The sequence below is a fragment of the Candidatus Neomarinimicrobiota bacterium genome, assembly GCA_021734025.1.
Classification (GTDB): domain Bacteria; phylum Fidelibacterota; class JAANXI01; order JAANXI01; family JAANXI01; genus JAANXI01.
This window is the reverse complement of the sequence record JAIPJS010000013.1, coordinates 26179-49410: the sequence shown is the minus strand read 5'-3', so window position 1 is coordinate 49410 and position 23232 is coordinate 26179. Positions and strand designations below refer to the sequence as shown.

Below are 23232 nucleotides of genomic sequence, written 5' to 3'. Positions count from 1 at the left end.
GTGAGTAATAAGCAAAAGATAGAATACGAAAACACGGTCATTCTATAGTCGAATTCCAAATGCATCGGTGGAATTACGGCAGGGAAAGTGACAATCTCATCTGATTTTTGTCACCGGCTTTTCCTATTCAAAACGTACCCAGTCGATCTCAGCCCGGTTATTCCCTTTGGACGTCACAACAAGGTTTTGAACGCCGGTGAACGAACCGGATACCGGTGTAGTGATTATTTTCCACTGAGCGTCTGCAGGAATTTCCACGTCAGCAAGAACAGGGCCTCCGGCATCATTCAATTTAAGCCGGATAATATCCCCTTTGGCTGATACTGCACGTACACTCACCGACTGAAATTCCTTGTTCCCGAAATCAATACTGTTGTATTGAATCCAGGCATTCATTTCGTCGAGTATCGCCTTCCAGCCCGCAGATGTATCGTTGGTATCGTTAAATTCAATCGTGGCACCTGCATCGCTTTTGTGACTATACCTGTCAATCTGGATTTTTTGAGATGCGTTCGTAATTCCCACCCCGCGCAGGGTCGGAGTGACCTTCTGTATTGTACCGTCTTCGTTGAAAAACAGGCTGTCGATTCTCACGGATCGGTTCTTGTCGAACTCCGGTGACAAATCGTTGTGATGATAAAAGAGATACCATTGATCGTGGTACTCAATAATTGATTGATGATTGGTCCAGCAATTCGGCGATTCATCCATTATGACACCGGTCACATGAAAAGGGCCAATCGGACTATCGCCGATGGCATATTCGATCCGCTCGGTTTGGTGTTCCACATGGGGATAGGTTAAATAATACACCCCGTTTCGCTCGAACATATACGGCCCTTCCTTCAGGCCTTCCTCAGGGAGATTGTCAATAATCTTTGGCTCCGATGCAAGTTCAAGCATATTTGCTTTGAGTTTTGCCACATAGATATCTCCCGCTGACCAGTACAGATACGCCTGTCCGTCCTTATCGATAAACGGATTGGGATCAATGCCGCGAACGCCTTCAATAGGATGTGGCTCCGGAGTAAACGGCCCATACGGCTTGTCTGAGACTGCCACGCCGATTGAAAAACCTCGCCGGGTTTTTTGATCTTTCGGTGGGGCGGGAAAGTAGAAATAATACTTCCTGTTTCGTTCGATGCAATCCGGCGCCCACAGGCTGTACGCCGTCGAGTCGACCCAGGGGACGTCGTACTGGCTCACGATCACACCGTGATCAGTCCAGTCGGTCAGATTGGAGGCGGAAAAGACATGATAATCCTCCATACAAAACCAACCGACCCGTCCCAGTTCCTCGGTAGCAAGGATGTCGTGCGAGGGATACAGGTATACTTTTCCCTCAAAAACCCTGGCCGAGGGATCGGCAGTGAACTGATCCGTAATAATCGGATTTTGGGCGTAAAGATTGAAAGCAGCACTCACCAGTAGGATACTTAATATGACCAAATGATCACGGAAGTCCCTCATACAATTCCTCCGAATAATGCAAAATGTGGTTACCCATAAGTAGTGTGTGTAATAAAATCGTAGTTCCCGACTCATAAAACAAGCCTGCATCGTGGACAGGCTGCCACGGGATGGAGTACTTTTTGAATTTCGTATTAAAATCTATGGCTCGTCCACCTCTGTGAGGAAGTGTTCGGTAATCTAGGGAAGAGGCATCCTGTGGATTGCACCAATTATTCCCCAACGTAGCCCATATCTCACACTGTTAGAATCGTGTTAATTCAGATTCCATATAATCAAATTCAGATCCTTAGATGTTTCCTCTTGGAGAAACGCGCCAAATACCCTGACAAATGCGACATTCCACCCCCGAGCCCTTGCCAAACATGACCTTTCCGGTCATATTAGTCCCGCCGCATAAACACCGGCAGAATTCGACGGAGGTAACCCCTCCTCGAATCACACCCAACACAATAACACAAAGTAAGGGGCGCAATAATGAACAGACGATATTTACAACTATTAGTAGTCTTCCTTGTAACGCTGATCTTCTCTGGAGTCAGCTTTGCTCAGAATGTCAGCCGGACCGATTGGGATATGCACTATGGATTGGAAGAAGCAAATGGTTACTATCTTGGTGTAATACCTTATAATAATGATACAGGTAATCATGGAGATCCATCAGTTTATTCCGAGGCTACGATTCCAGGCGCAACGGATGGGGGTTGGATATCTCCCCCGAATCCGGAAACAATAGGTTTTGGCAGTGGCAGTGCCTCAATAATTGGTGACGCGGGTTATGGCTGCTGGGATGCATTGGATTTCACCTACTTTCAAACGTTCGTCAACATCCCTGTGGGCACGACCGTAAATACTTTTACGATTTCCTTCGACGGGATGGACGACGGATCGCGGATTACAATCTTCAATTCTGCGAATCCTGACGGTCTCGTGATCCCCGGCAGTTATGTTTATCTGGGAGCTACCGAAACCACAGACTTGAGTGGTTACGTTGTCAAAGGGGAAAACCGCGTAGTTATCACGCAGGTTGACGATTGTCCCACTGGAAATAACCTACAAACAGCTGAGGTCGTCCTGAATGGACAAACAGTCGCGGCGTGTGAACCCACTGAACAGACATTCACCATCCTGGGTGCCAATGGGGACGTGGGCGACATCGATCCATACAGCCAGTCTTTACCGGCTGGAGAGACCGAATGGCAGCCGGTTTACCTCACTGGATCACATACCTGGGGATATATCGCGGGAACGAATTCCTGGGTGAATTTCGACCCGGACAATACGGTCGGCCTCGATACCAGGACACCTTATCGTATCCGTTTTGAAGTACCTGCAGACTATACGAATCCCTCTATGGTTTTCCAGCTCAAAGCCGATAACCGAGCTCTCATCTGGATTAATGATACGTTCATCGATAGTGTCGACGGTGCAGGGAATATAACCCCACCTGATGCGGTTGTCGAACAGGCGTTGCACACAGGATTGAATGAAATACGTCTGACGATGGTTGACTGGGGTGCTATTGTCGGATTCAACTATCGTATTGACGTTACCATGACTTCTTGTGAAGATATTACCGACGCAGTGCTAACCCCGGATGAAGCTGCCGAATTGAACAATGCCCCCACGGCGGATGCCGGACCTGACCAGACCAGCGAAACTACCTCTGTTACTCTTGATGGATCCGGTTCAAGCGATCCGGACGGTAATTTGCTGACCTACTCCTGGAGTGACGAAAACGGAAACGAAATTGCAACCGGTGAGAATCCGACCATCAACCTAGCGGACGGCTCTTATACTATTACCCTGACTGTCTCGGATGGAGAACTTACCGATACAGATGAGGTGAACATTGAAGTATCGACCAACGAGCCTCCCGTCGCAAATGCCGGTGAAGATCAGGCCTTTGACTGTGTAATCGAGAATGTCGACGTAACTCTGGACGGTTCCGGCTCAAGCGATGAGGATGGTGATGATCTGACCTACAGCTGGAGTTATAATGGAGAAGTAAAATCTGCCGATGCGGTTTACACAACTTCTTTGGGTGGTGGTAGTCACACGTTCACTCTAACTGTCTCCGACGGTGAAGCGTCTTCCAGTGATGACGTGACTGTAACCGTGGAACTGGATGAGACGGCTCCTGAGTTGACGGTTCCGGAGGACTTTACCGTATCCAATGACCCGGGTGAATGCAGTGCTGTGGTTGAATTCGATGTATGCGCTACAGACGAATGCGACGACAACGTGACCTTTGTTGCCGATCCTGCTTCCGGCGCTTCCTTTGATTTAGGCGAGACTGAAGTCACTGTGACAGCGACAGATGCGGCCGGCAATGAAGCATCGGATACGTTTACCGTGACAGTTGAGGATACGGAAGCACCCACCTTCGTTGCGAAAAGTGATCCAATCACTCTCTGGCCGCCGAATCATAAGTATCACACCTTTGATGCTACCGATTTTGTAGCCTCTCTGGATGATAACTGTACAGATCTCAGTGCAGCTGACGTCGTGATCACCTCGGTTTCAAGTGATGAACCGGAAGACGTTCAGGGCAGAAAGAATGGCAAGGGTAAAAGCAGTCGAGGTGGCGGTGACGGTGCCACAAAGAATGATATCGTCATCAATGGCTCCTCAGTTGACCTTCGCGCCGAGCGGCAGGGCGGTGGCAATGGTCGTGTGTATACTGTTTCTCTCTCGGTCGCGGATGGAAACGGCAACTCATCGAGCGCAACCTGCCAGGTCGTGGTTCCCCACAGCAAGAAGAGTGGCGCTGTTGATGATGGTGCCGTATATGAGGTCAGCAGTGGTTCTTCGGCCATTGCTACAAACAGCAGTAACCCACGCGCGCTTGAGGTAGTCGTTCCAGCAGTGTATCAGCTCGAGCAAAACTATCCCAACCCGTTCAACCCCACGACCTCTATTCGGTATGGGATCCCTGAAGCGGGCAACGTAAACCTTGCAGTGTATGACTTGCGGGGTACGATGGTTCAGGAGATGGTGAGCGGTTATCAGAACGCCGGATACCATTCGGTTACATTTGAAGCCTCGAACCTGGCCACCGGTGTTTACCTGTACGTACTGGAGGTGAATGGTCAGCGGTTCCTGAGCAAGATGACGCTGATGAAATGATGAAATAAAGAACTATCTAACCGAACCCTGGCAAATCAGCTTGGGTGCGAGTAGAATCTCCAATCCCCGGTGGTGGAGCCACGCGTTCCCCACCGGGGATTTCTACTCGGTACGCGTTCCTCCAATTTTATACCTTCGTATCCTCTTTGAAATCTTCATTTCCAGTGGTCTGAAATATCTGGATACAGTATCTCCTCCCCATAATTAGTTCTTGGATTCTCTTCTCTCTTACAATAACATTGCCTGACATTCTTAGCATCCCGACTTGAAACCATAATATGAACAGGATTGGATTCGTGCATCGCGTAATCGCTCTGTCCCCTCTTCCTGCGATGGTCGCCTGCGGCCTTCTGATATTGCTTTTAGTGTGCCCGCACATCGTTACAGCTCAGCCTTACGCGGTCCAGTACCAACATCTCGGGAGTCACAACGGACTCTCCCAGAATCGGGTGCAAGCGATAGCAGAAGATCACCGTGGATATATATGGTTCGGGACCCAGGACGGCCTTAATCGATTTGATGGCTACCAAATCAAAGTCTTCAGACATATCCCCATGGATTCCACCTCCCTTAGAAATAACTATATCACCAGCCTGGTAGTTGACAGCGCCGGAGTCCTCTGGATTGGAACTCATACAGGTGGCCTCCACCGGTATAACCACCGGTACGAAAGTTTCCAAAGTATCCCTCTCCGGATGCATACCGGAAACAGAAGTGAGCCCCTCATTAATGATCTGCACGTCGATTCCCTGGGGAGGTTGTGGATTGCGACCGAATCCGCCGGATTACTTCAATACGATCCAATCACCAAGTCCAGTTATTCTAAATGGATACCAGAATCACCTGATGGAGCAATCCAGGGGTTGGTTAGCGTGCTGTATGACGCTCATGGTAATTTATGGGCAGGAACAAATACCGGGCAAGTGTACGTCCGCCGAAAAGGGGCCGAAACATTTCGTCCTCTCAGGCTCGAAAATCCCAAACCGTACTCGAATAATCCCGCCAGGATAAATAATCTCTTTCAGGATTCCCGGGGGCAGATCTGGGTTGGGACTAACGTGGGCGGTGGACGTGTCTCCCCGTCACTCGAGACCTATCGTACCATCACCCTTGGCCGTATTGATACCACTCGTGAAGTAACTTCATTTTGCGAAGATAAGGCTGGGGTGATATGGATTGGCACGGCTGCCAGCGGATACTATCAATTTGATCCGGAGACGGAAGAGGTCCGCCGATTTGCCCCTGCCCAGGTGACATCCAGGACGCTGGATGACGGTGGAATCCTGGCAATCCATATCAGCAGGGAACAGTTGATCTGGCTTGGGATGAACGGCACAGGAGTCTATTATTTCGATCCGACGCCGCCGTTTAAGCAGTTTCAACACCTGAAGTATTCCCGGGATAATCCTCTGGGGACAAGCGTCGGCGGCCGCAGCGTACGAAGTATGTATGAAGTCGGGGATAGTCTGCTGTATACGGGATCGTACGGTGGGTTCACCGCCATCAATCTGTTCAGCGGCGAGGTAACTGACGTTCCCCTCTATCTGGCGACGGTCTATGCCATCACGCAGGACCCGTACGGGAATCTCTGGATTGGGACCGAGGGCACCGGACTTTTTCGGTACAACCCAAAAACAGGAGAGTCTATCCAGTACAGAGATGAGCCGGGAAGTTCTGATGGACTTACGGACGATTTCGTATTTGAACTCTTCCTGGATACTGGGAACTATCTCTGGATTGGCACCGAAAACGGCCTCACCAGGATATATCTCGGGAATGGGTCGCCGGAGTTTGCTCCCGTTCCGACCAAGCTGCAAACCTTTCTTTCCGACAAGGCTATTTATGCAATTCAGGAAACCTATGGGGGCCTCGTCTGGATTGGAACGGAAAAATCCGGTCTGCTGGTGTACGACCCGGAAGCGAACGACTATCACCGGTTTGTGCACACCCCCGGCGATAACGCTTCTCTAAGCAATGACCAGGTGAAGTGTATCCACCAGGATGCCGGTGGTACGATTTGGATAGGCACCATGAGCGGACTGAATCGGTTCGATCCCAATCGCCTGAGATTCACTCATTTCGATATCAGGCACGGTCTGCCGAACGATGTGATCTATGGGATACTGGAAGATGCCGGCGGTTCTCTCTGGCTTAGTACGAACAGTGGTCTCGCCCGGTTCTTTCCAGACTCTAAGACTGTACAAACGTATGATGTGACTGACGGTCTCCCGGGAAACGAATTCAACACTGCCGCTTATCACCACGGCACTTCCGGAAGGATGTACTTTGGAGGCGTCGGCGGCCTCACCGTCTTTCGGCCTTCGGACATCCGACCGCAAGAACACATCCCTCCAGTGATTATCAACGAACTGCGTATCGGTAATGAGTATGTTGAGGCGGGGACACAGATCGATGGGCGGACGATTCTTACCAAATCTATCACGGATACCGATACGCTCAAACTGACCGCTGAAGACCAGATCATAGCCCTGGGATTTGCCGGTATCTCCTTTACTCACCCTGAGGCCATAGAGTACCGGTATCAATTGGAGGGGTTTGATCCCGATTGGATTACCACAAACGCCTCGAACCGTACAGCGGTCTACTCAAACTTGCCACCGGATGATTATATCTTCCGGGTCTCTGCCCGTATGAAACATGGAAAATGGACTCCGGAGTCCAGAGAGTTGATGATCGTGAAGGCTCCCCCGTTTTGGCGCACCTGGTGGGCATACTCCTTTTATATTGGAATTCTGGCAATAGTCCTGTTTTATATCCGGCGCTACGAACGAAGGCAGGATGAGTACAAGCACCAGTTGGCACTACAGAAGCAGGAACGCGAAAAACAGGCGGAGATAGAAAAAGCCAAAAACGAGTTCCTGGCCAACGTTTCACACGAATTCCGGACTCCGCTCACTCTGATCAAGGGTAACGTGGAGGATATCTCATCTGCTATGAGAAAATCTCATGGAAAATCTATGGATGTCCTCCAACGTAATCTGGAACGACTAGAATACCTTATCAATCGTCTTCTGGAAATCCCGAAACTGGAATCGTACTCAGAGGTTCTCGACGTGGAGGACCTGGACTTCAGTGCTTTTCTCCGGCGGCAGGCGGGGGACTTTCAGTCCCTCTGCGAAGCGGCAGGGATCGATCTCCGGCTGAATATCCCGGATCAGAACGTGGTATGTCGCTTTGATCCTGAAAAAATGCACATCGTAATCGCCAATCTGTTGAGTAATGCATATAAATTCACCGGCAAAGGGGGCAAAATAACGGTAACATTGGAAGTCAAAGGTAACAATGAGACCGAGACCGGTGGGCTGCCATCTGTGTTTGTCACTGTTCAGGACACCGGGGTCGGAATTGCACCGGGGGAGCTGGATCGGATTTTTGAGAAATATTATCAGGTGAAGGGTGATGAAGAGACTGCACACAAGGGGTTGGGCATCGGACTTTCACTAGTGAAGGAACTCGTAGAGCTCCACAATGGAATTATCACGGCAGAGAGCAAACCCGGCATTGGAACAACGATGCAAATCCGCCTGCCACTGCTACACCCCGTTAAGCCGGCACTGATAACCTCACCGGAATCCGAGTGGACCCAAAGCGGAGAGGAATCTGTTTCGGAGCGTCCCGCCTTCCCTCTGGAGTCACCGGTTGAGGCACCCATTCTGTTGCTTGTGGAAGACAACTTGGATTTGCAGGACTACCTGTATAGGCATCTGGCTGAGGATTTCCGAGTCCACCAGGCTTACAACGGGAACGATGGGCTTGCAAAAGCAGAGGAGCTGGTTCCGGACATCATCGTCAGTGATGTAATGATGCCGGGCAAGGACGGATTTAGTGTACTGAAATCCCTCCGGGTGAATCCGGCGCTCTGTCACATCCCGGTAATTCTGCTCACAGCCCGTTCCTCTGAGCAGGATGTAATCAAGGGGCTGGAGTCTCTGGCAGATATTTATCTGGTGAAGCCGTTCAAAATCGAACAGTTACGGGCGCACTTATTCACATTGCTTGAGAACCGGGCGTTAGTGGCACAACGGTATGCCGAAACCTGGTATAAATCTCCCGATACCGGGAAAGTTTCCTCTGAAGATCAGGAATTTATGACCAGGGTCCGCGATCTGGTCAGAAACAACCTGGATAACCCGGATTTCGCCGTGGATGATATGGTTCGCAGCCTTTATCTGAGCCGTCGTCAGGTGGAGCGTAAAATCAAGTCCCTCACTAATCTGACCCCGTCCGAATTGATCAGGAGCGTACGGTTACAGAAGGCAAAAGAGATGCTCACCACCGGTCAATTGACCTCCGTCCAGGAGGTGGCACGGGCTGTCGGCATCCAGGACCCCGCCTACTTTTCACGCCTGTTCAAAAAGGAATTCGAGGCCCCGCCCAGCGAGTTTATCCGGACCGGGTAAGAGGAACTTTTATTGATGGGATGTGGAAGTTGCCCCAATGAATTGAGATAAATTCCGGTATGCCAAGGACTAGTCAACTTTATTGTGGATCAACGCTTCAAAATATTTCCGGCTTCTCTTCCGCTTGATCGCTCTTTCCTGTCAGATGGCTTCCCGTTTTATTGCACAGGGACTCCATGTAATTTTGCTTCCAAAGTATTTCACTTCGGTATAACATCCTCAACCATCTTTGTGGCGTTGAAGTCGCCACGATACATACCAGTATTGCTTGTGGAGCATTTGGCAATGTTGGCGGCATAGAGGGCGTGACACTGTACGTTTCACTTTCCCTATACTTTTCTCAATACGGACTTGAATATAAAAAGGAGGAGATAATTTTTTCCCTTAATACTGCGGGATAGACCCCAATTGGAGTCTTCAAGGTTGCGGGCTTCCCAAATAATCAGGGTATACGCTCTGTTGTGATAGTCAAAGAAGAAAGGGGTACACGGCTTCTCACCATGCACCCCCTTTGTATTTCTCATTTATGGACCCTGTTTATTTCATCAACAACAACTTCCTGGTCTGCTGGTGTTCGGGGGTGCTGATTCGCAGAAAATAGGCACCGCTGGCGTAATCCGGCAGGGAGAGACTCATCTGGTGATTTCCGGCTGTTTGTGTCTGATGATAGACCACATTGACCAACTGCCCCGTGATATTGTATACGGCAATCCGTACCGGTGCTTCTGCAGGTAAGGAGTACACGATAGTAGTCGTCGGATTAAACGGATTCGGGTACGGTGTCTGGACTCGAAAGACGGATGGTGCAGTCGGCGTCGCTATCACCTGTAAAACCAAGTCATCATGAACCTTCACTTCGCCTGCATATGAGACGTCTGTCAGCCGGTACGAATACTCCTGTCCTGTCTTAACAGAATGATCGGTGAATGTATACACAGAACGCTTGCTCGTCGATCCCTGGCCCCGCAGCGCAGCATCCGTCTTGAAGGACGCAATCTCCTGCCAAGCTTCGTTCTGGACGTTCCACCGTTCGAGGATAAAGCCCTGATTACGAATCTCAGATTCCGTCACCCAGGTCAACTGCATGCTGCCCTTCGCGTATTCGCCGGTAAACGACGCCAGCTCCACCGGGAGGGAGACATCCTCCCCATTTTCCCAACTGAGGAAGGGATAACCGTTATTAATGGATTGGGAATTATCAATATCCCAGTAATCGTTATTTCCCATGTCATCATTGGGGTTGGTCTCAAAGTCCCAAGCGGTATCTAATCCGGCTGTACTTACGTCGGTAAACGTTGCCAGAGTTTTCATCTCGCTGGTGGTCTTGCCGTAAACGTTAGATTCCGTCCGTATCTGATTACCAACGCCGTCATCATCCCCCGGTTGTCCAGAGGTTTCTGTATCCCAAAAAGAATTAATTACTGATGATACATTATCACCCACGAGACCGCCGACATCTGTATTGCCGGTAACATTGCCTGTGCTGTAGGATTTTGAAATTTCATTATTATTTTGCCCCACCAATCCGCCAACATTATTATCACCATCTACATTTCCGGTACTATAACAATTACTAATTGGAGTTGTACTATAGCCAACCAAGCCGCCAATATACAAGCTGGAACCTGTGACTGCGCAACTGCTATAACATTTGGAAATCGAATATGCGGTTGAGATGCCAATTAGTCCGCCAACATCGCTATATCCCGATATTTGTCCCATACTATAGCAATTTGATACACTTGAGGTTGCATCGCCAATTAATGCTCCTACATCATCATCACCGGTAATGTCAACATTAATTAGCCCCAGATTATTAATTGTGTTCATTTCTGCATAGCCAAATAATCCAATATTGTTCGTTGATGGGCGGTTAATAAATAAATTGTTAATGGTATAATTTTGACCGTCATAATTACCAGTGAAATATGTGTCACTGTTCCCAATCGGCGAAAAACCGCTGGTTCCACTACCGTCAGCGCTACCATCGCCATCCCAATCTACCTGGGTTTCATCGGTATTGAAAGAAATATCGGCTGTTTGTTTGAAGTGTTTACCCCAATGGTCACTATAATGCGACAAACCAATTAAATCGGATACGGACGAAATAAGGTATGGATCGCCCGATGTACCACTGCCGTCGGAGTAGGAAGGTTGATTGGGAGCCATCAAAAAGGGATACCCATTATTTGTTGTGCCATCAATATCCCAATAGTCATTTGTGCCATTTGCGGTTTCGCCTTCAAAATCCCAGCCGGCAGAAGTAAAGGTAGACTCCGTTTTCATATCCGAAGTGGTCTTCCCGGTGCCGCCACCTGAACTGGACGACTCGCCGGTGGTTTGAGTATCCCAGAATGAATAGTTGACTTCACTAGCTGTACTACTCCCAACCAATCCGCCTGTGTCCGCAGTTCCACCGACCGAACCTGCAGCATAGCATTTTGAGATAGTACCATAAGAATTATTTCCCAGAAGTCCACCGATACTTCCGTATCCGCTAACAGATGCAGTTGAGTACGAATTCGAGATCGTACCACCATTACTATCTCCTATGATACCACCTACATATAATCCATAAAAATCATAGCCATGGTCTTCGCCGTGTACAGAACCTGAAGTGTAGGAAGAAGAGACTGTGCCTCCATCTTGCCGACCTACAAGTCCACCTACGTAGTTTTGCCCGGTAATATCTACATTGGTCACGCCAACGTTGGTAATCGTGGCGCCGTTTGCATCGCTGAATAATGCAATCTCATCTTCGGATGAACGGTTGATGTACAGACTGTCTATCGTATATCCGCTGCCGTCATATTTACCAGTGAAATCTGTAGAAGTACTCCCGATAGGCAAAAAGCCATACGTATCATCACCATCAGTTCCATGTTCTAAATTACCATCGCCATCCCAGTCCACCTGGGTTTCATCGGCATTGAAAGAAATATCGACTGTTTGAATGAAATGTTTATCCCAATCATCAGAATTAGAGGTTTTAGATAACTCAATTAAATCATCGGTTGTAGCAATCTGGTATGGATCACCGGATATTCCGCTACCGCCGCTGTAGGTTCCTGCAAACAGCCCCCCTGCGAATAAGAGTACTATGCTCACCGTACAAAAGATCGTTTTCATTGGATCCTCCTCCGTTTGGATAAGTAATGCCCGCTCCATACAATTTTTTCCAGGAACGCAGGCGCTCCTGACTTACTTCACAGGGTATTTACCCCAGTCCACTCGAGTGAGAGACTGGTGCAGAAGCTCATCCAATTTGGGTATGTTTTATTATGGATCATACTTATGTACGGTTCATGTAAGGCGGGAGGCAGGAGGAGGAAACTGGCGGTAGGAGAACACAACGTTCTATTCTGTACTAGTATCATTTCACTATTTTACGTTACTCAATTCCCGACTGGTTCACAAGGGAGAATCCGGGCCACAGTTAGTCAGAGGCTTCCCAAGAAATTGGAATTCTTGCTGACACTCTCCGGCTAATCAGGTATCCTGATTATAAGTGAACTCACATGGCGCAATGCAAACAGTTCAAATCATAAACCTTACGTTTTGCTTTCGGATGCTATATTATTGAGGCGTTCAATGCAGAAGGCTGTAGAAATAAATGGTATTACCCTCATTATTTCGTGAGGAAAAGGGAATTTATTTTTTGCTGTGAACGATTTTGTATACTGCAACTTCCAAGGAATATTTCGTCTAGTAAATCAGCCTCGGCCGGCATTATGGCTTTGGAGTCGCCGCGATATATCATCAGTATCGCTTGTGTAGAATTTGGCAATTTGGGCGGCATAGAGAATATATACGTGCCACATTGTACGCTCCAACTTCCCGATACTCATCTCAATACAGACTCGAATATAAAAAAAGAGGAGATGATTATTTCACCTTAATACTGCGGGATCGACCCCAATTGGAGTCTTCAAGGTTGCGGGATTCCCAACAACCAGGGTACACGCTCTGGTGTGATAGTCAAAGAAGAAAGGGGTACACGGTTTCTCACCATGTACCCCTCGCTGGATATGATTGTGTGGCTCCGCCTTATTTCATCAACAATAACTTCCTGGTCTGTTTATGATCAGGAGTGCTGATTCGCATAAAATAGGCACCGCTGGCGTAATCCGGCAGGGAGAGACTCATCTGGTGGTTTCCGGCCGGCTGCGTCTGGTGAAAGACCACACTCACCAGTTGACCCGTGATATTGTACACGGCAATCCGGACTGGCGCTTCTGCCGGTAACGAGTACGCGATAGTAGTCGTCGGATTAAACGGGTTCGGATACGGTGTCTGCACACGAAAGACTGAGGGCGTCGTAGGTACGGCCACCACCGGTAATACAAAATCGTTATGAACCTTCACCTTGCCTTCGAACGAGACGTCCGTCAACCGGTAGGAATACTCCTCGCCTGCCTTGACAGTTTGATCGGTAAACGTATACACAGAACGCTTGCTGGTCGATCCCTGGCCTCGCAGAGCAGCATTGGTTTTGAAAGAGACGATCTCCTCCCAAGCGGCTTTTGGGGATGTCCGGCATTCGAGGAGAAAGCCCTGATTCCGAATCTCCGATTCCGTCACCCAGGTTAACTGAATGCTGCTCTCGGAGTATTCGCCGGTAAAGGACGCCAGTTCCACCGGGAGCGAGGTGTCTGTGCCGTTTTGCCAGGCGAGGAAGGGGTATCCACTGTTGGTTGATTCAGTATTATCAATATCCCAGTAATCGTTATTTCCCATGTCATCATTGGGGTTGGTCTCAAAATCCCAGGCGGCATCTAATCCAGTTGTACTTACGTCGGTAAAAGTTGCCAGAGATTTCATCTGAGCAGTGGTCTTGCCCGTGCCGCCGGCGCTGGAATCCTGTTCTGAGGTTACAGTATCCCAGAAGGAATTGCTGACCGTACTTTCATCTTCATTATCCCCCACCAGCCCGCCTACATTACCAGTACCTGTAACACTACCCGTACTGTAACTGTTGCTGACAGGACTTCCTACATTATACCCCACCAGCCCACCTACATTACCAGTAGTACTTGTAACACTGCCCGTACTATAACTGTTGCTGACTATAGAATTAGGAGAATCGCCATAGTTCATTCCCACCAGCCCACCAACATCAGTACTACCACTAACGCTGCACGTACTGTAACTATTGTTTACATTAGAACTTATGTAACCATATCCCACCAACCCACCGACTTGCTCACCACCGCTAACATTACCCGTACTGTAACTGTTGCTGACTATAGAATTGCTATAATTCAACCCCACCAGCCCGCCAACGTAATTGTCTCCAGTGATATTCACATTGGTAACGCCAATGTCAGTTATCGTGGCTTCACTTACAACTCCAAACAATCCTATACCACTTGTACCGGAGCGGTTGATGTACAGGTTGTCGATCGTATATCCGCCGCCGTCATATTCACCTTTGAACGATGTAGAGTTATTCCCGATGGGGGAGAAGCCAGCGCCGCCATCCCATGTGCTGGTACCGGATGCATCAATGTCGGCTATCTGTTTATAGTATTTTCCCCATTCCCCTGAAGACTGACTTAACCAGTTAAGGTTACCTAAGTTGGCAATTAGGTAGGGATCCTCGCTGGTTCCACTGCCGGAGGGTGCAACCGGAAGGGACGTGTCCGTCCCATTCTGCCAGGAGAGGAAGGGATAGCCGTCATTGAAAGTGCCTGACTGGTCCATATCCCAGGTGCTGGTAAAATCCCAATTAGTAAAATTTGATTGGACTTGCATTTCTGCTTCTGACAATCCGGTTGCTCCCGTAGCTGATGATTGATTAGAACTGGTATCAAAAAAGTTATCGGAGTAGTTGCCGTCATATTCATATCCGACAAAACCTTTGTCATCTGTGGACCAAGCAGTTCCCGGAGATTCGAATACATCACCGGTGGAATAGCAATATTCTAATGTGGAAAAAGCGTGGCCTCCGCAGAATCCGCCGAAACTGGTGTTAGTACTACCTGAATTACGGGTAACATTTCCTGTGCTATAGCTGTTGCTGACAGTAGCTGATTGATAATTATTTCCCACAAATCCTCCAACATTTGTATCGCCACTAACATTGCCTGTACTGTAGGATCGTGTGATATCTCCCAACATATTAATACCTACTAATCCTCCAATGTCGTCTTGGGTACCTGTAACTGTACAACTGCTATAAGAATCAGATAATGAAATATAGGCTGCGTAACCAATTAGTCCGCCCACATAACTAGATCCTGATATTGATCCTGTACTATAGCAATTGGAAACACTTCCTGTATTTATATCACCAATTAAAGCTCCCACATTTTCATTACCAGTAATGTCAACATTCATTAGCCCCAGGTTATCTATTGTATTATTATATACATAGCCAAATAACCCTACTTTGGTAGTTGATGGGCGGTTGATAAATAGATTTGAAATTGTTTTCGCATTACCGTCGTAACTCCCGGTGAAGCCGGTTGTTGAATTCCCAATCGGCGCAAAGCCACTGGTTCCACTACCGTCAGCACCGCCAACCCCATCCCAGTCCACCAATGTTTCATCGGCATTGAAAGAAATATCGGCTGTTTGGATGAAATAATCATCCCAATCGGCGGAAGTGTTTGAGAGTTCAATCAAATCATCCGTAGTTGCGATTTGGTATGGATCGCCGAATATTCCGTCACCACCACTATAGGTTCCGGCGAAGAGTCCGCCTGCTAATAAGAGTACCACGCTCACCGTACAAAAGATATGTTTCATTGGAGCCCCCTCCGTTTGGATAAGCGTTACCCGCTCTATGCAATCTCTCCCAGGAACGCTGGCGTTCCTGACTCACTTCAAAGGGTATTCAGCCCAGTCCATTCGAGTGAGAGACTGGTGCGCAGACTCATCCAATTTGGGTATGATTTATTATGGATCAAGCTTGTGTACGGTACATGGAAGGCAGAAGCAGGAAGCGGCAGGCAGGGGAATTCGACCGAACTCTATTCTGTACTGGTTTTGCTTCGTGTTATTATTTTACTCAATTCCCGAACGGTTCGCAAGGGAAACCGGACCACAGGTACGATGAGACAAATTTAAAAAGCGTGATACATTATGCCCTTAGGAAAACATATGGTAGCCTTTTTGGGCAAAATGGCGTAGATATCTTTACCGTATCCAAGTTACTGGTACATAGTTCGGTGAAGGTAACGGAAGGTCATTACGCTGAATTACTTGAGAAGGATTTGTCCGAGGGTATTAAGGTGCTGGATAACCTGATTTAGGGTTCCTCCACTCGTTGCCGCTGTTTTTGAGCCCGGGAATTTTCCCGGATTTTTTTACGCCAAAAATTTTGAAAATTTCTGCTCATACGCCCAAAACAGTGCCTTCATTTTTAGCCCTTGCCAGTGACTTAGTTCAGCGACATAGTAAAATTTTAGTGACCATTTAGTGATCATCGAATGTCAATTGTTGCCCTGAAATGCCGATATTGGATACATTTTTAAAAATCTGAAAAATAGAAAAGTCCCCTGTAAGTCCTTGTTTTTACAGAGGCTTCGAGAGCGGGGCCGACGAGACTCGAACTCGCAACTTCCGGCGTGACAGGGCGAGAACAACCCCTGTCGTTAAGGGATCGGGACGCTAATGGGAGCAGATATGGAGGCAGTTTGGTAAAAAAGGGAGTTACCTGGCCTAGTGTAAATCCTTTATCACAATTTACATCAAAGCCTAATGGGATGAAGCCATCGATCTTTCCAATTTTCAGATTCGGCAATTATTAAAAAATATCCGAATAGGTCACCAAGAGCACGACCCCCTTCTCCGATACCACTTTCCCATTTCCCGGAATACTCTTCTTCGATTATTCACTGACTATTTGGTTGAATATTCGGAGGACTGGCGCATCGGCCGGAGCTTTATAAGTGTAGTCAAAATCGAGCAATAAGGGAGACTTTACCCCAAGCAACGCAGAAGGACAAAGATGACATGTTCACACCAAATTGCGAACTTTACTTGACACTACCCCTCTTTCTTTATATTACCGTTACAATTAATCTTATTTTTTAAAAATCTTTTTTGCTTTATTAAAAGTATTTTGGAACACACTTCGTTCTTCTTCCAATTGTGCCATTTTTTGACCTATATTATCATTAATAAAATTTTGTGCTGACTGGATTTCCTCCTCAAACTTTTCCATTTGGGATTCAAGTTCATTAATCTGGCTACTGACTTCTTTTGTGTTCGACTCTAATAATTCAGACAATTCCGACATCATCTTCTTTGTAGAGTTTACTTTCTCTTCATGGGACTTAATGGATTGAATAAATGGATTAATCGTATTCTTTCCCATTTCCTCTATTTGCTTTTGAGCTAAAGAGGTCTCCTCTTTAATCTCCTTTTTCATGAGAGAAATTTTATTGTCCAAGAGATTTTTATATTCGCTAGTGGCTTCCTTAATCAGATTCTCAGTCTCACCGCCAAACAATTTATCGGCCTCTTCTATAGTAGATTTAAGGTCATTGGCATTGGTAGAAATTACTGCTTTCATTTCATTGATCTGAGTATCCAATTTATTTAATAAGTCAGGAATTTTTTCATCAGATAATAGTGCAGTCTCATTCACATTTTCTGTAACTGATTTTTGTGCTCTGAGCAAACGGCTTTGTATCTTCGTCACTTCCTGCAGAACATTAGTAAATTGTTTCTGATTATCTACTATCTCATCAAGTTGATTATTCACATCCTGAACACTTTCCAATACATTTCTCAGTGCTTGATCATGCCCCTGAATCGCTTCTGCAGCGTCATTCAGGTCCTTAACTTTCATACTAATCTGATTCATTATTCCCCATACCGTTTTTGGTTAACAGTTAACTGTGTCATTGCCCGTTCAATACTATCGCTGGCTTGCCTGAGATCCCTTAACTGTACCCTCCGCATATTTTCAACTGATCGTCCGAAATGATATCGGTTTAAGCCTAACCGTCTTCGACTATATTCAAAAAGAGTGGCAATAGTAGCACCGGGACTTTCATTTAGGATTGCATTTGCAACAGAAATAGCAATCTCTCCATCTAACTTTGCTAATTTTCGTTCATCATCCAGGTATTCCTGCACTGAGGACAGACCTGCCTTCTGTCCTGATTTAAGCATTAACTTGAACGCTTTTTGATACTCGCCGCACTTGTCATAACACCGAATAGCATCTTCGAAAAGTTCTGCGTACTCGTAATTAATCCCAGCCCATTTATAATCTCTTCGTCTTTCATACATAATTGCTTTAGAACGATAAGCGTCTGTGTCAAAGCCGGCTTCGAAATAATTTGCAGAGGCTTGCTCTAGTAGATCTCTGGCTTCAAAATCTTTTGCTATTTCATAGTAATCTTCTTTACGACTTCTTAAATCAAGCACTCCTGAGATGTACTCATCCGCTTGTTCACCGTCCAAAAAGGTGTGATTTTCTAGAGGCTCCCAATCGAATGGAATATTTGTATCAAGGAAAAACAATTGTTCGCGTGCTCTCGTTACAGCTACATTAAAAATACTTGCTTGTTGCTTTAACTGTTGTTTGATTTCAAACCGCTCTTGATGCCTCTCTCTATGGACATTTTTCCAGACTTCCCCGGCTGTAAAAAATTTCCATAAGATCACAAAATCCCTTTCAAGTCCTTTTGCTTCGAATATTGTAAATACCCGACCTGCACCGAATTCGTCTTGGGCCTCTTTCTTTAATTCTTCATTGGGCACAATAATCATAAGGCGGGTTGAAAAATGTTCGTTTTCTGTCCAGTTTGAAGCGGGACAAGGCTGGAGCTTGCAAATAGGCTTCCCCGCGCGGATTGATGTTAATATGGAATTATACTCATTAAGTATCTCGTTACGCCAGGAAGCGATACTATTTGATAAAGCAACGATCTTGTCCGTCGAACGAAAATTCGTGGTAAGCTCCTGAACCCTTTTCACGTGATCATCAAAATAGATTTTACGCTTTTTCAAATTCTTTATGTGATAGTACATTTGTTCTTTAATTCTGGCCCATTCGAAACGGCTGGGATGAATTACCTGTTGAGCATCACCAGTGAGAAACAGGCCATTTGGATTCCGGGACATCATTAAAATGAGTTCAATATGAAAGGTAGTTAAATCCTGTACCTCGTCGACAACGATATTTGAAAACTTTTTTATCTTCCGACTGTTCTGGACTTGTCGATAAGCAGTTCGTGCTAAATCGAGTTCATCCCAATAGTTACGTTCTGTGATCCATTTTTGGTATCGGGTAAATACCTCATAAACAATTTCCCGCTCTTTTGGCAAGACCAACGATTGATTTGAAGAGATATCGTTTAAATAAGATTCTAAGGGTAGGGTGCTTTTATTATTGTTTACAATTTGAAATGCCCCTTTTATTACGCCTCGGATTTCCTCCCAAAGCAAGTTAACCGATATGGGTAATACAGTCTGCCTGACTGCTGGAATAGTTAAAAAAGTATCAAAGGTCAGTTTTCTTTCAGGAGGAAATTGTTCGTCGGCATCCGGGATTATTTGCCGACAGAGATCTTCTATTGTAAAAAAATTCGGATGTGAAACAACATCTGTTGGTACCAGTTGTTGATAGGAGCGTTTTGCATAATCACGAAGATAATTTGTGTAGGTTATATAAAGAGCATCATTTGAATCGTTACTTCCCCGGTAACTCAATAAACGGTACAGGGCAATAGTGGTTTTCCCGCTTCCAGCACTTCCTTTGAGGAGAATGGGGCCTTGTCGCTGGACATATTTTTCTTGCTCCTCATGTAGATTCCAGCGTAGGTCAGCGTCCTTATTGGATTTTAATCTCTCTTGATCCTCTGGATACCACACTCTTGTTAATGGATATTTGGGGATATCCACCATATCCTCATTTTTTTCAATTGCTAGATTTTTAATCCCCCACTCATCGGGTAGAGGGTGCGTTTTTGAAAGATCAGGAGGTTGATACCCTGTTCCATGAATTGCAACTCCCTCCTCATGAGTTAAAATCTCCCAAAAAACTAGGATAACACCCTTCCCATTATTATTTTCAATAAATGAAAAAGGTATACGTAACCCATCAACCAGACGAATCTTGTAATGAGTGGTGTCTACTTTCCGGATAGTAGGATTGATAATTATTTGATTGTTTGAATAAAAATATTCGATCCACTTGATTAATACATCAAGACGCGCTTTCAATCTATGATGGTTTTTAATGCGCTCCCAGCTTTCATCCAATATCCTAACCTCATCAAACAAACTTCCTTTTCCATCGGTAAACTGCGCATCATCAATTTCTTGTCGGGATATTACATCTTTTCCATCTAGAATTATTATATCATCTGGGTCTTCACTATCAATTGAGGGAGCATATTTTGCATCGATCGGCGTTATTTTTTGTTCGTCGAATAGGTTATCATTATAAGTACCAGGTACAGCCTGGATATTTAGCGATGATTTATTAGGTAATTCAGTTGAGTGTTTTTTATGAATAGTTGTACGCTTATCTCTATTAAAATAGGAATGTAACAACCAACTAAGCCCAACTAAGGAAGGAATAATTATAACGACATAAACAAGAATTAGTGGCTCACCCATTTTCTACCTGCCGCATGTAATTCACAAATAACGCCGCTCACCGTTCACTAATCTAACACACAACTACCAGGACAATTCTAAAGTACGTTTAAAAACCGTGGATTAATATATCGGCAACTCAAATACTTTCCAATTGTTAAATGCGACTAATAGCTGCTTTTAAGAATTTTTCCCACTCTCCAATACAAACTCCGGATCCTCCGACATCATCAGGCGACTTTTAGGCTATCATAGATTTCCATCACAAATCTTTGGGGAACTTCAACCCATTTAATATAGAGAACTCAATTTGGATTTCCATGTTTAGTTCCTATAATTTTGTAAATCTCATTCGCAAGATTTCTATGTGCATTATTCGTATTATGAAAATGAATTTCATTTTGGGAAATTGGCCACTGACCTGAGATTTTTCGACAAAGAAACACAACTTCTGTTTAATACATTCTAAATTCAGAACCTGCTTTTCCTGATCAAAATCACGAAGTGTCCAGATATATAAATCAAGTAAACCCGGGATCTATGCTCACCTGACGGCCCATAGACCTAAATTTTTCATGCGACTTTACTTACTGAATTTGAAGTTCTGAATTAAAACTGCATTGGTACTCTCACAACATCGAATTTCAACCCATCTTCAATTGATTGTCCATCATGGGTTATGGTTGCCTCTGCCTCCCGGTGTTCCTTCTTCAGGCGTTTAAAGATATCTTCAGTGGTTTCCCCGCAAATTACTAAGAGTCCACCTTTCAAATGCTTTTTAATAGCCTGAACTTGTCCTCCAAGCCGTTTTATCTCATTTTCGCTTTTAAGGTTTGCCTTAAGTTCAATTCCATATTTCTCGTCAATAACAATATCAATTCTTGATTTTCCTATACCGTACTCAGTTTCAATTAGGGTATTTTCGTCAGTAAAACGTCCAAGAAGATAGTTGTGTGAAGCAATGTGGTAATCGCTCTCACTCTTGCAATCTACCGGCCTCCACTCTCGTATGAGTTTTATGAGGTATTCTACTCCCTTTTTCCTCAGTTCCTTCTTAGGGGTTGGATCTTCTTTGGTTATTCGTCCTGCAATAAACCCCACGACACCAGCAATGAATGCACCGAATCCTCCGTTACTTTCATCTTTACCCATAATATTCCATCCTCATACTTTAAATTTTAATCTAGTTGAATTCATAAAATGCATTATTAAGGACAATTTTTTTGCCATTCCATTCAATTATTTGAGTAGCCACTTGAGGGATAACAGAGTAATCCCAATAGTCGATTTCATTTTGCTGTATATCCTCATATTGTTCCTTATTTGCTGCTGAGTGTGTTATACCAAATAGTGAACCAAAGTCAACAAGCCCAAACTCTTGGCCACCTATTTTTTCATAGATTCGATAGATATTTTTTCCATCGTAATACATATACGGTTTTGAGTTGTTATGTAAATAATTTTCCCCATACTCATATCTACCAGGTGTATTCAGCAACCACATGCCATCAACTCTATTGCCTTTACTCGTAATGTAAATTGAAAACATATGCTGCATTGGTACGTACCAAATGAGAAACTTCGATTTATACCCTTTTTGACTGATACCGTACGCTATATGTGAAATTAAAAATGAATCTAAATTTAATCCCATTTCGATAGATTCTTCTCTCACTGTTTGAAATGAGAACGTAAAAGTATGACCTGTTAATGTTTTACTCTTTAATTCTTGCTGGGATGCAACTATATCCTTAGAATTTATTGAGATAGTTGGTAACATTTTGCTCCAAATTTTTGAATAACATCTACAATTGACGGAATAACCAGTTTATAAATAGTAACATTTCATACGCCTCTTCCGGCGACCTTTGCTCTTCATCTCCATGACTAAAGATATTTCGAATTCCCCGCATCTATCCCATTGATAGGAATTTATATCCATCCTGGATATTTCTTTCATTCGTCGTATTTAAATCATTTAATTGGAGAATTGGAGAATCTGGGCTAAAGACTTTACCCATTAAACTCGCTCCTTGATTTGTTTCCCCAGAGAGGTCTTGAATTTTTGCTTCAAAACGCTCCGCAGCCTTCCGAACAGATTCATTAAAATGGCCATTTTGAAATTGTACAAACGGTTCTGAACGTATTTCTTCAACTAATGGATGATTATCTAATCGCTCAATTAACTCTTCTGTTGGAACCTGAATTTCTGGTACAGTTTCATCTATCTCAATTTCCCGTAATTCTTTTTCCATATCAATGCCAAGCGAATTTAAACACTCAATTAGTTCATCTATCTCTGACTGTTTAAGTGGGTTCCTTTTATGGCGTCTGTACTCAATTGCAGCAGGAACTATTTTCCGGATGAAATAAATGGGTAATCGCTCATGATATCGAAGTAGATTCTCAAATCCTCTAATAAGCCTCTGCTTCTTTGAGAGTTTTGAATTCCCTAAATAGTCCTGAACATTACTTTCCTTAAATATACGTTCAAAAGTGACAGTATTTGACGACCGTGCCGTCATCGGCAAAAAGTCATAGAGTATATCTGCCAGTCGGTTTACTTGGCTTTTCATCCGCGCAGTCATTCGCCGAACAGCCATAGGTTCACCCTCAGTTTAAGGCATTAATTGTCCGAGATAATATTTTG

At 45.3% G+C, this 23232-nt stretch carries 11 protein-coding genes; 3 read left to right on the top strand and 8 right to left on the bottom strand.

Going from position 1 to position 23232, the window contains the following annotated elements; translation table 11 throughout:
- Window positions 1-123: 123 nt before the first annotated feature.
- The gene (locus K9N57_13115; protein MCF7805125.1) at window positions 124-1470 is read right to left on the bottom strand and encodes a family 43 glycosylhydrolase; all 1347 of its coding nucleotides are present in this window, start codon (window positions 1468-1470) and stop codon (window positions 124-126) included.
- 477 nt (window positions 1471-1947) lie between these two features.
- On the opposite strand from K9N57_13115, the gene K9N57_13110 reads away from it, so the two are divergent.
- Together K9N57_13110 and K9N57_13105 are read left to right on the top strand one after the other, a co-directional pair.
- Window positions 1948-4599 carry an HYR domain-containing protein gene (locus K9N57_13110; GenBank protein ID MCF7805124.1) on the top strand — a complete coding sequence of 884 codons (2652 nt, stop codon included), beginning with the start codon at window positions 1948-1950 and terminating at the stop codon, window positions 4597-4599.
- A gap of 278 nt (window positions 4600-4877) precedes the next feature.
- On the top strand, window positions 4878-9020 hold the full coding sequence (locus K9N57_13105; GenBank protein MCF7805123.1) for a response regulator: 4143 nt from the start codon (window positions 4878-4880) through the stop codon (window positions 9018-9020).
- 537 nt (window positions 9021-9557) lie between these two features.
- Here K9N57_13105 and K9N57_13100 read toward each other — a convergent pair.
- Together K9N57_13100 and K9N57_13095 are read right to left on the bottom strand one after the other, a co-directional pair.
- Entirely contained in the window at window positions 9558-12149 is a 2592-nt protein-coding gene (locus K9N57_13100; GenBank protein ID MCF7805122.1) for a T9SS type A sorting domain-containing protein, read from the bottom strand.
- Between the two features lie 918 nt (window positions 12150-13067).
- Entirely contained in the window at window positions 13068-15770 is a 2703-nt protein-coding gene (locus K9N57_13095) for a T9SS type A sorting domain-containing protein (protein MCF7805121.1), read from the bottom strand.
- A gap of 326 nt (window positions 15771-16096) precedes the next feature.
- Here K9N57_13095 and K9N57_13090 point away from each other — a divergent pair, with 326 nt between their 5' ends.
- Window positions 16097-16276 (top strand): hypothetical protein, encoded by a 180-nt coding sequence (locus K9N57_13090; protein MCF7805120.1) that lies wholly within the window; start codon window positions 16097-16099, stop codon window positions 16274-16276.
- Between the two features lie 773 nt (window positions 16277-17049).
- On the opposite strand, the gene K9N57_13085 is transcribed toward K9N57_13090, so the two are convergent.
- From K9N57_13085 to K9N57_13065, 5 genes are all read right to left on the bottom strand, one after another.
- Window positions 17050-17820 carry a hypothetical protein gene (locus K9N57_13085; GenBank protein ID MCF7805119.1) on the bottom strand — a complete coding sequence of 257 codons (771 nt, stop codon included), beginning with the start codon at window positions 17818-17820 and terminating at the stop codon, window positions 17050-17052.
- A 14-nt stretch (window positions 17821-17834) separates the two neighbouring features.
- Window positions 17835-20603, bottom strand: coding sequence for a UvrD-helicase domain-containing protein (locus K9N57_13080; GenBank protein MCF7805118.1), 2769 nt, complete (start codon window positions 20601-20603; stop codon window positions 17835-17837).
- 588 nt (window positions 20604-21191) lie between these two features.
- Window positions 21192-21734, bottom strand: coding sequence for a hypothetical protein (locus K9N57_13075; GenBank protein ID MCF7805117.1), 543 nt, complete (start codon window positions 21732-21734; stop codon window positions 21192-21194).
- 31 nt (window positions 21735-21765) lie between these two features.
- Entirely contained in the window at window positions 21766-22362 is a 597-nt protein-coding gene (locus K9N57_13070; protein ID MCF7805116.1) for a hypothetical protein, read from the bottom strand.
- 133 nt (window positions 22363-22495) lie between these two features.
- Window positions 22496-23185, bottom strand: a complete 690-nt coding sequence (locus K9N57_13065; GenBank protein MCF7805115.1) for a TIGR02391 family protein — start codon at window positions 23183-23185, stop codon at window positions 22496-22498.
- Window positions 23186-23232 lie beyond the last annotated feature (47 nt).

Bases quoted from the DNA above. Each gene is read 5' to 3' on its own strand.
- K9N57_13105 (MCF7805123.1), top strand. From the start codon at position 4,878: ATGAACAGGATTGGATTCGTGCATCGCGTAATCGCTCTGTCCCCTCTT.
- K9N57_13095 (MCF7805121.1), bottom strand. From the start codon at position 15,770: ATGAAACATATCTTTTGTACGGTGAGCGTGGTACTCTTATTAGCAGGC.
- K9N57_13065 (MCF7805115.1), bottom strand. From the start codon at position 23,185: ATGGCTGTTCGGCGAATGACTGCGCGGATGAAAAGCCAAGTAAACCGA.
- K9N57_13070 (MCF7805116.1), bottom strand. From the start codon at position 22,362: ATGTTACCAACTATCTCAATAAATTCTAAGGATATAGTTGCATCCCAG.
- K9N57_13110 (MCF7805124.1), top strand. From the start codon at position 1,948: ATGAACAGACGATATTTACAACTATTAGTAGTCTTCCTTGTAACGCTG.
- K9N57_13075 (MCF7805117.1), bottom strand. From the start codon at position 21,734: ATGGGTAAAGATGAAAGTAACGGAGGATTCGGTGCATTCATTGCTGGT.
- K9N57_13080 (MCF7805118.1), bottom strand. From the start codon at position 20,603: ATGGGTGAGCCACTAATTCTTGTTTATGTCGTTATAATTATTCCTTCC.
- K9N57_13085 (MCF7805119.1), bottom strand. From the start codon at position 17,820: ATGAAAGTTAAGGACCTGAATGACGCTGCAGAAGCGATTCAGGGGCAT.
- K9N57_13100 (MCF7805122.1), bottom strand. From the start codon at position 12,149: ATGAAAACGATCTTTTGTACGGTGAGCATAGTACTCTTATTCGCAGGG.
- K9N57_13115 (MCF7805125.1), bottom strand. From the start codon at position 1,470: ATGAGGGACTTCCGTGATCATTTGGTCATATTAAGTATCCTACTGGTG.